We start from the raw sequence: 14,170 nt of genomic DNA, 5'->3' as shown, positions 1-14,170 counted from the left end.
CGCGCGCCGATCCGATTGCTGGTCGGTCGCGGGTTGACAAGCTCAACCGCCTCATATCATGTTAGCGCTAACAATAAAGACCGTATTGCGGTCGCGACGGGAGAGTTCGGGATGCGAAAGGCTTGGGTCGCCCTGTTGCTGGCGAGCGCATTGGTGACGCCCGCAGTGCTGGCCAACCCACCCGCCTCCACCGCTCAAGCCGGTGCGCAACGCCCCCCGACCGATGCACCCTATCGCAATGCGAAGCTCCCGCTCGAAGCGCGCGTCGCCGACCTGCTGGCGCGGATGACGCTGGAGGAGAAGATCGCCCAGATCACCTCGGTCTGGGATACCAAGGTCGAGATCCAGGATTCGCAGGACCGGTTCGACCCCGCCAAGGCAAAGGCGAAACATCCGCACGGCATCGGCCAGCTCGCCCGCCCGTCCGACCGCAAGGGGCCTGCATCGCCGCGCGTCACCCCGCCACGCAGCATCGCCGACAGCATCGCGTACGTAAACGCGATCCAGAAATGGGCCGTCGAGGATACGCGGCTCGGCATCCCGGTGCTGTTCCATGAGGAAGCGCTGCACGGCCTCGCCGCGCAGGATGCGACCAGCTACCCGCAGGCGATCGGGCTTGCCTCGACCTGGGATCCCGACCTGATCCGCGACATCAACGCCGCCATCGCGCGCGAGGTGCGGGCGCGCGGCGTGCATCTCGTGCTTTCCCCGGTCGTCGATGTCGCGCGCGACCCGCGCTGGGGGCGGATCGAGGAGACGTTCGGCGAGGACCCGCACCTCGTGTCCGAAATGGGTGTCGCGGCGGTCGAGGGGCTGCAGGGCACCAACCGCGCGCGCATACTCGGCCCGGGCAAGGTATTCGCGACGCTCAAGCACATGACGGGACACGGCCAGCCGGAGAGCGGCACCAATATCGGCCCCGCCCCGATCGCTGAACGCACGCTGCGCGAGATTTTCTTCCCGCCATTCGAAGCGGTCGTCACCCGCACCGGGGTCGAAGCGGTGATGGCGAGCTATAACGAGATCGACGGCGTGCCGAGCCATGCGAGCAAATGGCTGCTGGGCGATGTGCTGCGCGGCGAGTGGAAATTTCCCGGCGCGGTGGTCAGCGATTACTACGCGATCGAACAGATGGTCGGCATCCACCGCATCGCGGGGTCGAACGCCGAAGCGGCCAATCGTGCACTCGCCGCCGGGGTCGATAGCGAGCTGCCCAACGCGACCGCCTATTCGACGCTGATCGACGCAGTGCGCAAGGGCGAGGTCAGCCAGTCGGCGATCGACACCGCCGCCGCGCGGATGCTGAGCATCAAATTCCGTGCAGGGCTGTTCGAAAATCCCTACGCGAAGCTGGCGGATACGAAGATCAACCACAGCCCGGAATCAGTGGCACTCGCACGCAAGGCCGCGGCGAAGTCGTTCGTGCTGCTCAAGAACGAAGGCGCCGCGCTTCCGCTGTCGCTCGACGCGCCACAGACGATCGCGGTGATCGGACCCAATGCCGATGTCGCTCGCCTCGGCGGCTATTACGGCATCCCGCCCGAGACGGTCTCGCCACTCGCGGGGATCCGCGCATTGGTCGGTGACAGGGCCAGAATCGTCCATGCCGAGGGTGTGAAGATCACCGAAAATGACGATTGGTGGGCGGACGAGGTCAAGCTCGCCGACCCCGCCGCGAACCGCCAGCGCATCGCGCAGGCGGTGGAGGCGGCGCGCGGCGCGGACACGATCCTGTTGTTCATCGGCGATACCGAACAGACCAGCCGCGAGGCCTGGGCCGATGCGCATCTGGGCGACCGGGCCAGCCTCGATCTGGTCGGCGAGCAGATCGAACTGTTCGACGCGATGAAGGCGCTGGGCAAGAAGCTGGTCGTCGTGCTCGTCAACGGCCGCCCGCCTTCCTATCCGAAGATCGCCGAGCAGGCCGATGCGATCCTCGAAACCTGGTATGGCGGCGAGCAGCAGGGTCATGCCATCGCCGATACGCTGTTCGGCCGGGCCAACCCCGGCGGCAAGCTGCCGGTGACCGTCGCGCGCCATGTCGGGCAGCTGCCGATGACCTACAACGTCAAGCCGAGTGCACAGCGCGGCTATCTGTTCGACACGACCCAGCCGCTCTACCCGTTCGGCTATGGGCTCAGCTACACGCGCTTCAGCTTGTCCGCCCCGCGCCTGTCGGCCCCGTCGATCAAGGCAGGCGACAGCGTCGATGTGCTGGTCGACGTCACCAACAGCGGCGCGCGCGAGGGCGACGAGGTGGTGCAAGTCTATCTGCGCGACAAGGTCGCCAGCGTCACCCGCCCGGTCAAGGAGCTCAAGGCGTTTCGCCGCGTGACGCTCAAGCCCGGCGAGACGCGGACGGTGAAGCTGACGCTCGCTCCCGACGCCTTCCGGATCTGGAATATCGACATGAAGCGGGTGATCGAACCCGGGGAGTTCGACATCATGACCGGCGGTGATTCCGCGACGCTGCAAACCGTGACGCTGAAGGTGACCCCATGAACCGCCGCGCCGCGCTCCGCCTGCTGGGCCAAGCCTCCGCCGCCACCGTCGCGGTCAGCTTCGCCCCCGCCGCGCACGCACTCGCCGCGCCGCTCTACAAGGATGCGCGCGCGCCGGTCCCCCGCGCGCGTCGCCGACCTGCTCGGACGGATGACGCTGGAGGAGAAGGTCGGCCAGATGATCGCCATCTGGGCGCGCAAGGCCGAGGTGATCGACGATCTCGCCTTCAATCCGGCCAAGGCGAGCGCCGCCTATCCCAACGGCATCGGCCATGTCACCCGCCCGTCGGACAAGCGCGGCGTGCCCGGCATCACCGGGGCGTCGGGCGGCACCGCCGCGCGCTGGCGCACCCCGCGCCAGACGGTCGAGTTCATCAACGCGGTGCAGCGCTGGGCGCTTCACGACACGCGGCTCGGCATCCCGGTGCTGTTCCATGAGGAATCGCTGCACGGCTACATGGCGACCGACGCGACGATGTTCCCGCAGGCGATCGGCCTCGCCGGTGCATTCGACCGCGATCTGATGCGGCGCGTACAATCGGTGATCGCGCGCGAGACGCGGGCGCGCGGCGTGCCTTACGTCCTCTCCCCTGTGGTCGATATCGTCCGCGACCCGCGCTGGGGGCGGATCGAGGAGACGTTCGGCGAATGCCCCTATCTGGTCGGCGAGTTGGGTGTTGCGGCGGTCGAGGGGCTGCAAGGGCCGGGCAAGTTCGACAAGCTCGCCGATGGCAAGGTCTATGCGACGCTCAAGCACATGACCGGCCATGGCCAGCCCGAGAGCGGCAACAATGTCGCCCCCGCGCAGCTGTCCGAGCGTGAGCTGCGCGAATATTTCTTCCCGCCGTTTCGCGAGATCGTGAAGCGCACGTCGATCGGCGCGGTGATGCCGAGCTATAACGAGATCGACGGGGTGCCGAGCCACGCCAACACCTGGCTGCTCGGCGATGTGCTGCGCGGCGAATGGGGCTTCGACGGGCTGATTGCGAGCGATTATGGCGCGGTCAACGAACTCGACAGCATCCATCATGTCGCGGCCGACCTCGCCGAAACCGCACGGCTGGCGCTAGCCGCGGGCGTGGACAGCGAATTGCCCGACGGCATGGCGTACCGCACGCTGGTGGACCAGGTGCGCGCGGGCAAGGTCGAGGTCAGCGCAATCGACCGCGCCGTCGCGCGCATGCTGACGCTCAAGTTCCGCGCCGGATTGTTCGAAAACCCCTATGGCGACGTTGCGCTGGCCGAACGCATCACCGGCAACGCCGAGGCCCGCGCGCTGGCACTGGAGGCCGCGCGCAAATCGCTGTGCCTGCTCACCAATGACGGCACGCTTCCGCTGGCCGAGGACAAGGTGCGCAAGTTGGCGGTGATCGGCCCCAACCACGCCATCGCGCGGCTCGGCGGCTATTCGAGCGTGCCGAAGCAGACGGTCAGCCTGATCCAGGGGCTGCGCGCATTGGTCGGCGACAAGGTCGAATTGCTCACTGCGCAGGGCGTGTTCATCACCCGCAGCGAGGATCGCTCCGAAAGCAATGTCCAGCTCGCCGATCCGGCGAAGAACCGCGAACTGATCGCGCAGGCGGTCGAGGTGGCGAAGGGCGCGGACGCGATTGTCCTCGCCATTGGCGACACCGAACAGACCAGCCGCGAGGGGTTCGCGAAAACCCATCTCGGCGACCGCACCAGCGTCGATATCGTCGGCGAGCAGAATGAACTGGTCGCGGCGATGGCGGCGCTCGGCAAGCCGCTGGTGATCGCCGCGATCAACGGTCGCCCGCCAAGCTGGCCGGCGGTGATCGGCAAGGCCAACGCCGTGCTCGAATGCTGGTATCCCGGGCAGGAGGGCGGCACCGCGATGGCCGAGGCGCTGTTCGGCCGGGTCAATCCGGGTGCCAAGCTGCCGGTCACCGTGATCCGCGACGCGGGGCAGGTTCCGTCCTTCTACAACCACAAGCCATCGGCGCGGCGCGGGTACCTGTTCGCCGACAAGTCCCCCCTGTTCCCGTTCGGTCATGGGCTGAGCTACACGACATTCGCGATCGGCGCGCCGATCCTGTCCGCCGCGACGATGAAGCGCGATGGCCAAGTCAGCGTATCGGTCGAGGTCCGCAACACCGGCGCGCGCGCGGGCGACGAGGTAGTGCAGCTCTATATCAGCCGCCGCACCGCATCGGTCACCCAGCCGGTGTTGCAGCTCAAGGGGTTTGAGCGGGTGACATTGGCCCCCGGCGAGGCGCGGACCGTGCGGTTCGACCTGCCCGCCGAAACCTTTGTCCTGTGGGACGCGAACATGCGCGAGATCGTCGAGGTTGGCGAGGTTGACATCGGTGTCGGAAACAGCTCCGCATCGCTTCAGTCGACCCTGCTCACCATCGTCTGAGGATCATCGCAACATGCCCAGAATCGTTTCCGCGCGCGTCATCGTCACCTGCCCCGGTCGCAACTTCGTCACGCTCAAGATCGAATGCGACGATGGGACCACGGGTCTGGGCGACGCGACGCTCAACGGACGCGAGCTGTCGGTGGCGAGCTATCTGACCGATCACGTCATCCCCTGCCTGATCGGCCGCGACGCGCACCGGATCGAGGATATCTGGGAGTATCTCTACAAGGGCGCGTACTGGCGGCGCGGCCCGGTGACGATGAGCGCGATCGCTGCGGTCGATACTGCGCTCTGGGACATCAAGGGCAAGATCGCTGGCCTGCCGCTCTATCAGCTGCTCGGTGGCGCGGTTCGGGAGGGGTGCATGGTCTATGGCCATGCCAATGGCGCGACGATCGAGGAGACGGTCGAGGCAGCGCTCGACTATCAGCGTCAGGGGTACAAGGCCATCCGGCTGCAATCAGGCGTCCCTGGCCTTGCCTCGACCTATGGCGTCAGCAAGGACCGCTATTTCTACGAACCCGCCGACGCCGATCTGCCGACCGAGAATGTCTGGTCGAGCGAGAAATATCTCCGCTCGGTCCCGCCGTTATTCGCTGCGGCGCGCGAGGCGCTGGGGTGGGACGTGCATTTGCTGCACGACGTCCATCACCGGCTGACCCCGATCGAGGCGGGGCGGCTCGGCAAGGATCTGGAGCCCTATCGCCCCTTCTGGATCGAGGATTCGACCCCGGCGGAGAACCAGGCCAATTTTCGCCTGATCCGCCAGCACACCACCACCCCGCTCGCGGTGGGTGAGATCTTCAATTCGATCTGGGACTGCAAGACCCTGATCGAGGAACAGCTGATCGACTATATCCGCGCGACCGTGGTCCATGCCGGCGGCATCACCCATCTGCGCCGGATCGCTGCGTTCGCCGACCTGCACAATGTCCGCACCGGATGCCATGGCGCGACAGATTTGTCGCCGGTGTGCATGGCCGCCGCCCTGCATTTCGGCCTGTCGGTGCCCAATTTCGGGGTGCAGGAATATATGCGCCACACCGACGAGACCGATGCGGTGTTCCCGCATGCCTACAGCTTCGCCGATGGCCTGATGCACCCCGGCGATGCGCCGGGTCTGGGCGTCGAACTCGACGAGAGCCTGGCCGCCACCTTCCCCTACAAGCGTGCCTATCTGCCGGTGAACCGGCGCGAGGATGGCACGATGCACGACTGGTAACCACAAGGAGCCCCGATGACCCCGAACCGCCGCCAGACGCTCGCCGGCCTCGCCGCGCTCCCGCTCGTCGCCACGACCTCTGCGGGCGCGAGCATCCCGCCGCCGGGTATCGACGCGGTGGCACAGCGCAAGGGACGGCGGTTCGGTACTGCCGTCGCCTGGGCACCGCCGGGTGCTGACCGGGGGTCGTTCAACAATCCCGAATATGCCGCGATCGTTGAGCGCGAATGCGGTGTGATCGTCGCCGAGAATGAAATGAAATGGCAGGCGCTCCGCCCCTCGCCCAGCGAATATCGCTTCGACCGGTTCGACGCGATGGTCGCCTGGGCACGCAGCAAGAACCTGGATGTGCGCGGGCACACCTTGCTCTGGGCGCGCCCAAAATGGTTTCCGAACTGGCTCAACGACCATGACTTCGGGTCGTCGCCCAGGGCTGCGGCAGAGAAGATCCTGACCGATCACGTCCAGACGGTGATGCGCCGCTACAAGGACTCGATTTCCAGCTGGGACGTGGTCAATGAGGCGGTCGATCCCGAGACTTCAGGCCTTGTCGAAACCTCGCTGTCCAGGGCAATGGGCGGCGTCGAACCATTGCTCGATCTCGCCTTCCACACCGCGCGCGCGGAAATGCCGAACGCGGAGCTGGTCTATAACGACTATATGAGCTGGGAGCCCGGCAACGAGAAGCACCGTGCCGGCGTGCTCAAGTTGCTCGAAGGCTTCCGCAAACGGAACGTTCCGGTCGATGCGCTGGGCATCCAGAGCCATATCGAGATGTTCAAGCTCGACCCCGCCACCGGCCTCGGCCCGCGTCAGGAAACCGAATGGCGCAAGTTCGTCGATGAGGCGGTGGGCATGGGCTATCGCCTCGTGATCACCGAACTCGACGTCAAGGACAACGCGCTGCCCGGCGATCCGGCGCAGCGCGACGCGGGCGTCGTCGCGTATTTGCGTGCCTATATGGAGCTGATGCTGTCCTACCCTCAGCTGCGCGACGTGCTCGCCTGGGGCATGGTCGACAAATATAGCTGGCTGCAGGGTTTTGCGCCGCGCAAGGACGGGCTGCCGCAGCGCTGCTGCCCCTATGACAGCAGCTTCCGCGCCAAGCCAATGCGGCACGAGCTTGCGCGCCTTTACGCCGAGGCCAAGCCGATCGCGTAACGACACGAGGCGGCTCCGTTGCGGCGGGGCGCATCGCTCACCCAACCAAGAAACTGACGGCTGCGCAGCCATCGTGCTGCGCAGCATTTTTTGTCGCGCCGCACCGCCATTCCCCACCTCCGCCAGAAAAAAAAAGCCGCCGCCCTGGGAGGGGCGACGGCGGGGAGGTTGGGAAGTCTGACCCGTTAGAAGTTGAAGCGGATCATGCCGGTGACACGGCGATCGTTCATGTACCAGCCGCGCGGAACCAGTCGCACTGCGCCATTCTGGTCGGTCACCGCCGCACTCGTCTTGGTCACCGAGTTGGTCAGGTTCACGCCCTGGATGCCCAGCTTCAGCTGCGGCGTGATCGACACGGTGATCGATGCGTCGAGCTGGCCGTAATCCTCCTGGAAGATCGGATCGAACGGCGTGATCACGTCGCGCAGCGTCAGCAGATACTGCGAACGCCAGCTGTACGATGCACGCGCCGACACCGGCCCGATATCGATGAACGGGGTGATGTTGAACTGATGTTCCGACAGCCCCTGGAGCGGGAAGTTCGCGCCGGTGATCGTCGGCTGACGGCCAGCCGCGACGTCCGGATCGGTCTCCGACAGCGTGCTCTGCGGCACACCCTCGCTCGCCACATAGGTGTAGTTGGCTTGCAGACCGAGACCCTTGAGCGGTCCGGGCAGGAAGTCGAACACCTGCTGATAGGAGATTTCGAAGCCCTTGATCTTGCCCACATCCCGCGAATTGACCGGGGTGGTCACAACCGCTTCGAAGGTCTGGCCGTTGTTGGAGAAGCTCCGCCGCACCGTATCGTTGGTCAGGACGTTGTGCAGTTCCTTGTAGAACAGCGACGCCGTCAACTGCCCGACCCGCGAGAAATACCATTCTGCGGTGACGTCGAAACTGTCCGCCTCGGTCGGCAGCAATTCCGGGTTACCGGCGTTGAACGAGCCCTGGATCAGCACCTGGCCCGGCGCGATGTTACCATCTGAACCAAAGGCCCCCGTACCAGGTGCCGTCGGGGTAACCACAACCGGAATCTGGTTGCCGGTGGCGTCGACCCGCGGGGCTGCGGTGACGCTGACCGGGAAGTAGTTACGCACCAGACCCAGCGAAGGCGGCGAGACCCCCTTCGAATAGGCGGCACGGAACTGAAGCCCACCACCGACTTCCAGCTTCAGGTTGAGGCTGGGTAGCCAATAGTCATAGTCGAGATCGAAGTTGTTCGCGACGGTCGCACCGTTCAGATACGCCCCAATCTGCGTCAGCTGCGTCGGCGTCAGTGCGCACAGCGTGTTCACCGATCCACCCGCACCCGTCAGCGCGTTGTTGATCGAGTCACGGCATGTCGTCGCGTCGGGAAGGTTGGTTGCGAACGGGAATTCGACGAACCCTTCCGACTTGCGGTTGGTCGTCGTGTAACGCACGCCGACATTGCCGCTGAGCTTCATGCCGTTGCCGAACTCGTTGCCGAAGCGCAGCATGACGTAGGCAGCCTTGTTGATCTCCTGCTGCGGATTGACTTCACCCGGGGTGAAGTACGTGCCCGGGATCGCGTTGGGGCGATCCGCGAGCGAACGCCAGCCGCCGTTGATCTGACGTCCACCGGCCCCCGCCACGGTGGGTTCCCACTCGCGATTGATGCGGTTCGCATAGTCGATATAGGCGGGATAGCCCGCCGGGCTTGCCGTGTTGGCGTTATAGAACAGGCGGCACTGACCACCCAGCGGATTGCTGACCGCGTTGCCAAAGAAATTGTCGAAGCAGAAGGGCCGGACGCCCTGCAGCGGCGCGCCGCCGGTGCCGCCGGTGACGTTGTCGACGGGATCATCGGCCCAGATCGGACCGTTATTGCCCCACTGCTCGCTAAGACGACCCCAGTTGTAGGTCGAGAAGCGCGCCGTCTGGTCGCGGTCGGCATAACGACCACCGACACGAACCGATTCAAAGAAGCTGCCTTCGGGGAAGGACAGCTCGGCATCGAGACGGAAGGCGTCCGAATTGCCGTCGCTCTGCTCGATATGGTCCATCGCCGAGCGGTAGAAGCTGTTATACGGGTCGGAGAAGCTCTGGTGCGTGCCCGTATAGTAAGACGGGTAGTTGGCCGAGCTTCCCGGCGCACCCGTGCAGGGCAGCGTCGGGCAGTTCTGCGGCGGGCGGAATTCGACCGTCGGAAAGTCGCTGCCGTTCAGCCGGATCGCCGCGTCCTGGTAGGACGAGAGCCACAGGCCATTGTCGACGATGTCGACGAACGAGTCGACATGCTGATAGTCGAAGCTGACACTGAGATTGTCAGCGACCTGATAGCGGAAGTTGAACGAGTAATCGTCGGTCACCGCACGCTCGTCACGATCGCGGCGGATGTTGTTCGACTGCAGGCCCATTGCCGGGGTGCGGATGTCGCCCGCCGTATTCTGGTCGGCGCGCCAGCCGGTCGGGCCGGTGATCACGCCGCTTTCGAACAGGCCGGTCGAATCGAAGGTGATCGACGTGCCATCACGGGCGCGCGAGTCGCCGTTCGACGCGACGTTGTCGGTCGCGATCTCGATCGTGTGCTCGGTCCACGCCTGACGCGCGTCCGAGCGCAGGAACTGGAAGGTCGCTTCGGCGCGGCGGTCATTGCTGCGCCACTGCGCGGCCGCAGCATAACCGAAGCGGCGACGCTCAAACTCCTGCGTGCCCATCACGGCACCGCGCGGGAACACGCCGCTGCCACGCTGGGTCGCGGTGCCGAACGGGACCACATCAGTGCGCGTGCCGTCCGAATAGATCGGGCGGACACGGAAGCTGGAGACCTGGAAGCGATCCGCGCGCGAGAAGAGCTGCGAATAGGACAGGCTGCCGAGCAGGCCGATCTCACCGATGCCGGTGTCCCAGGTGTTGCTGACAACCAGTGCCGCAGTCGGCGAGGCCTGCTTCACGAAGTCCGAATAGTTGAGCTCGAGCGAGCCGGCGAGGACGAAGCCCTTCTTGTCGAACGGCAGGCGGGTGCGGAGGTTGACCACGCCAGCGATGCCACCCTCGATCCGGTCGGCCGAAGGGCTTTTGAACACGTCCACCCCGCCAAGAAGCTCGGACGGAACGTCGGCAAAGCTCAGTGAGCGGCCGTTATTGGCGGTGAACGCCTCACGCCCGTTGAACTCGGAGCGGACATAGGTGAGGCCGCGCACGACGACGCCCGAACCTTCGACCGAGAAGTGGTCGGGATCGACGCCCGCCGCGAAGCGGTTGATCGAGATGCCCGGGATGCGCTGAAGCGTTTCGGTCACCGACCGGTCGGGCAGCGCGCCGATATCCTCGGCGGTCACCGAATCGACGATCGTGTCCGATGTCCGCTTGCGCGTCTGAGCGCTCTGCAGCGATTCTGCGGAAGCCGGTGACCACCACCGTATCCGCGTCGGTCTCCTCGGCAGCCGGCGCATCCTGCGCATATGCCGCCGTCGGCATGGCCAACGCTGTCATCAGCGCGGCGGTCGAAACTCCGAGACCCCATGCGGCGCGACCATCGGTGCGCACACGCTTCCGCCAATTCGACATCCATCCCCTCCTTGTTCGAGAGCCTTGGCGGCTCTTCTGCCAGCTGCGCCAGTAAGGTAGCGCTAACATTTCTTCGTCTTATGCCAATGTGCAGCTTTCGGCAAGAGATGTTGTGCGCTACCACAAAGAAAATGACGCAGATGTTGCAGCGATGCTGCACGGCGATTTTTGGGGAGGGAAGCAGCGTGGCGGAACGGATCCGGTCGATCGTGATCGTGGGGGGTGGCACAGCGGGGTGGATGACCGCGGCGGCGATGGCGCGCATCCTTGGCCCCGATTATGCGACGATCACGCTGGTCGAGTCGGACGCAATCGGTACGGTCGGCGTGGGCGAGGCGACAATCCCGCAGATCGGCACATTCAACCGGCTGCTGGGTATCGACGAGAATGAGTTTCTGCGCCGGACCAAGGGCAGCTTCAAGCTGGGGATCGAATTCGTCGACTGGGGCGGACTCGGCCGCCGCTATTTCCACCCGTTCGGCAAATATGGCATCGACATGGAGGGCGTGTCCTTCCACGCCTATTGGCAGCGGCTGGCGCATGAAGCGCAATTCGCCGACATCGACGCCTTCTCCCTGATGGCAAGCGCCGGTCGCGCCAACCGCTTCATGCCGCCGATCGACGCGGGCAATTCGCCGCTGTCGGGCATCGCCTATGCCTATCATTTCGATGCGGGGCTCTACGCCCTCTATCTGCGCGAGCTGGCGGAGAAGATGGGCGTCAAACGGATCGAAGGGCGCATCGTCGATGTCGCGCGCGATGGGACAAGCGGCCATATCGCGTCGGTCGCGCTCGAATCCGGCGAACAGGTGGCGGGCGAGCTGTTCATCGACTGCTCGGGCTTTAGCGGGTTGCTGATCGGCAAGACACTGGGCGTGCCCTATGTCGACTGGTCGGCGCATCTGCCGTGCAATCGCGCGGTGGCAGTGCCGTGCGCATCGGTGCCAGGCGGCCTCACCCCTTTCACCCGATCGACCGCGCGCAGTGCCGGGTGGCAATGGCGCATCCCGCTCCAGCATCGCACCGGCAACGGCATGGTCTATTGCAGCGACTATATCAGTGACGACGAGGCGGCGGCGACCCTGCTCGCCAATCTCGATGGCGAGGCGCTGGCCGATCCGCGCTTCCTGCGCTTCACCACCGGGCATCGTACGCATTTCTGGGACGCGAACTGCGTATCGATCGGCCTGTCGGCGGGGTTCATGGAGCCGCTCGAATCAACCAGCATCTGGATGATCCAGACCGGTATCGCGCGGCTGTTGTCGAACTTCCCGGACTCGAGCTTCGCTGAGGCCGAGCGCGCGCGCTACAACCGGCTGATGATCGAGGAGAGCGAGCTGATCCGCGACTTCCTGATCCTCCACTACCACATCACCGACCGCAATGATTCGCCCTTCTGGGACTATTGCCGGACGATGGAGATCCCCGAGCGGCTGGCGGAAAAGATGCGCGTGTTCGAAAGCTCGGGCCGCTGCTTCCGCGAGCATGAGGAGCTGTTCAACGACACCAGCTGGTTCGCCGTGATGGTGGGTCAGGGGATGCGCTGGGCGCGGCACGATCCGGTCGCGGAGCTGCTGACACTGGCGGAGACGCGCGACCGGCTGGCGCATATCGCGAGCGCGGTCGCCAAATCGGTGGAGTACATGCCCGATCACGCCGAATATATCCGGCAGAACTGCGCGGCGGCTTAGGCTTGGCTGAGCTTCGCTGAGCGCGGCACCAGCCCGCTCCCCCACCCGGCCGCCCATCTAGTATCCTCTGTTTGGGTGGCCGGGTGGGGGAGCGGGCTGGTGCCGCATCCCAACAAAAGAAGGGGCGGGAGTTGCCTCCCGCCCCTGCCCCTTTCTGGAAGGCGGTTCAGCCTTCCATTTCCTCAAGCTCGCGGCCCTTGGTTTCCTTCACATAGCGCTGGACCAGGAAGAAGCTGATCACCGCGCACACCGCGTAGAAGGTGTAGGCACCCGCCAGGCTCCACGTCGCCATGGCCGGGAAGGTCTGGGCGATGAGATAGTTGGCGAACCACTGGAAGAAGCCCGCCACCGCCAGCGCCGATCCGCGGATCTGGTTGGGGAACATCTCGCCCAGCATCACCCACATCACCGGGCCCCAGCTGACGTTGAAGAAGATGACGTACAGGTTGGCTGCGATCACCGCGAGCATGCCGAGCTGGGTCGACAACACCAGCTTGCCGTCCGCGTCGAGCGAGCCCTGGCTGAACGCATAGACCATGATGAACAAGGTCACGGCCATGCCCGCAGAACCAATCAATAACAGCGGCTTGCGTCCGATCTTGTCGATCACCGCAATCGTGATGAAGCACGCCGCGATCGACACGACGCCCGACACGATGTTGATCATCAGCGCGTCATTCTCGGTATAGCCGGCGAGCTGCCACAGCGTCGCGCCATAGTAGAAGATGACGTTGATGCCGACGAGCTGCTGGAACACCGCCAGCATGATGCCGACCCACACGATGCTGCGGATGCCGAGGAAGCCGCCCGCACCCTTCGACAAAATGTCGCTGAGGCGCGGATTATGATCGGTCGAGAAGCTTGCCTTGATCTCGCCGAGCTTGGCGGTGCCGGCGTCCGTACCGAACAACCGGTTCAGCACGGTCAGCGCCTCGGCATCGCGGCCCTTGGCGACGAGATAGCGCGGGCTTTCCGGGATGAAGAACAGCGCGACCAGGAACACCGCTGCGGGCAGTGCCTGCATCAGGTACATCCAGCGCCACGCCTCGATATCCGCCCAGAACAAGGCGAGCGACGAGCCCGCAGCCTGCGCCAGATAATAGTTGACCACGAACGCGGCGGTCAGACCGGTGATGATCATCACCTGCTGCACCGTGGTCATGCGTCCGCGAATATTCGCCGGCGCGACTTCGGAGATATAGGCGGGCGACAACACCGACGCCGCACCGACCGCCATGCCGCCGACGATGCGGGCGATGACGAAAATCGTCTGATCGTGCGCAAAACCCTGCACCAGCGCACCAACGAGAAACAGCACGGCCGCGAGCCGCATCACATTGCGGCGGCCCATCTTGTCGGCCAGCGTTCCGGCGAAGAACGCACCGATGAAACAACCGATGAGCAGCGAACCGACGGTGAAGCCCAGGCTGGTGTCGTTGAGGGCAAAGGCCGTTTTCAGGCCGTCCTGCGTGCCGTTCACGGCACCGCTGTCATATCCGAATAGCAATCCGCCGATCGTCGCCACCGCGACGATGGCGAAGACCAAGCCTGTATTGGCCTGCGCCCCCGATGTCTGGGTCACCCGATTCTCCTCTCCCCTGGCCCGGTCCATCCGCGCCTATGTTAGCGCTACCTAAACGCGAAAGCGTCTTGCGCGCAAGAGAGATGCTGCGCGGAATCT

General features: G+C 65.0%; 6 protein-coding genes and 1 pseudogene. 5 read left to right on the top strand and 2 right to left on the bottom strand.

All coding sequences use genetic code 11. From position 1 onward, the window contains the following. Positions 1-111: 111 nt before the first annotated feature. The 4 genes and pseudogenes from LRS08_RS11700 (at position 112) to LRS08_RS11685 (ending at position 7,267) form a co-directional block, all read left to right on the top strand. Entirely contained in the window at positions 112-2,502 is a 2,391-nt protein-coding gene (locus tag LRS08_RS11700) for a glycoside hydrolase family 3 N-terminal domain-containing protein (protein ID WP_257843532.1), read from the top strand. Next, positions 2,499-4,881, top strand: a pseudogene (locus LRS08_RS11695) (glycoside hydrolase family 3 N-terminal domain-containing protein). The gene LRS08_RS11700 and the pseudogene LRS08_RS11695 overlap by 4 nt, the downstream one beginning before the upstream one ends. A 13-nt stretch (positions 4,882-4,894) precedes the next feature. Continuing rightward, complete coding sequence (manD, locus tag LRS08_RS11690; protein WP_257843533.1) at positions 4,895-6,106, top strand: D-mannonate dehydratase ManD; 1,212 nt, start codon at positions 4,895-4,897, stop codon at positions 6,104-6,106. A 15-nt stretch (positions 6,107-6,121) separates the two neighbouring features. Continuing rightward, positions 6,122-7,267: an endo-1,4-beta-xylanase gene (locus tag LRS08_RS11685; protein WP_257843534.1), complete on the top strand. Its 1,146-nt coding sequence runs from the start codon at positions 6,122-6,124 to the stop codon at positions 7,265-7,267. A gap of 185 nt (positions 7,268-7,452) precedes the next feature. Here the strand turns inward: LRS08_RS11685 and LRS08_RS11680 are convergent, their stop codons facing one another. Next, the gene (locus LRS08_RS11680; RefSeq protein ID WP_260481675.1) at positions 7,453-10,683 is read right to left on the bottom strand and encodes a TonB-dependent receptor; all 3,231 of its coding nucleotides are present in this window, start codon (positions 10,681-10,683) and stop codon (positions 7,453-7,455) included. A gap of 300 nt (positions 10,684-10,983) precedes the next feature. Here LRS08_RS11680 and LRS08_RS11675 point away from each other — a divergent pair, with 300 nt between their 5' ends. After that, on the top strand, positions 10,984-12,489 hold the full coding sequence (locus tag LRS08_RS11675) for a tryptophan halogenase family protein (protein WP_257843536.1): 1,506 nt from the start codon (positions 10,984-10,986) through the stop codon (positions 12,487-12,489). Between the two features lie 166 nt (positions 12,490-12,655). On the opposite strand, the gene LRS08_RS11670 is transcribed toward LRS08_RS11675, so the two are convergent. Then, positions 12,656-14,101: a sugar porter family MFS transporter gene (locus tag LRS08_RS11670; RefSeq protein WP_257843537.1), complete on the bottom strand. Its 1,446-nt coding sequence runs from the start codon at positions 14,099-14,101 to the stop codon at positions 12,656-12,658. Between the last annotated feature and the right edge of the window lie 69 nt (positions 14,102-14,170).

Source organism: Sphingomonas sp. J315 (genome assembly GCF_024666595.1).
Lineage (GTDB): Bacteria > Pseudomonadota > Alphaproteobacteria > Sphingomonadales > Sphingomonadaceae > Sphingomonas.
This window is presented reverse-complemented; position numbering and strand designations above follow the sequence as displayed.

Bases quoted from the DNA above. Each gene is read 5' to 3' on its own strand.
- LRS08_RS11700 (WP_257843532.1), top strand. From the start codon at position 112: ATGCGAAAGGCTTGGGTCGCCCTGTTGCTGGCGAGCGCATTGGTGACG.
- manD (WP_257843533.1), top strand. From the start codon at position 4,895: ATGCCCAGAATCGTTTCCGCGCGCGTCATCGTCACCTGCCCCGGTCGC.
- LRS08_RS11685 (WP_257843534.1), top strand. From the start codon at position 6,122: ATGACCCCGAACCGCCGCCAGACGCTCGCCGGCCTCGCCGCGCTCCCG.
- LRS08_RS11680 (WP_260481675.1), bottom strand. From the start codon at position 10,683: ATGCGCCGGCTGCCGAGGAGACCGACGCGGATACGGTGGTGGTCACCG.
- LRS08_RS11670 (WP_257843537.1), bottom strand. From the start codon at position 14,101: ATGGACCGGGCCAGGGGAGAGGAGAATCGGGTGACCCAGACATCGGGG.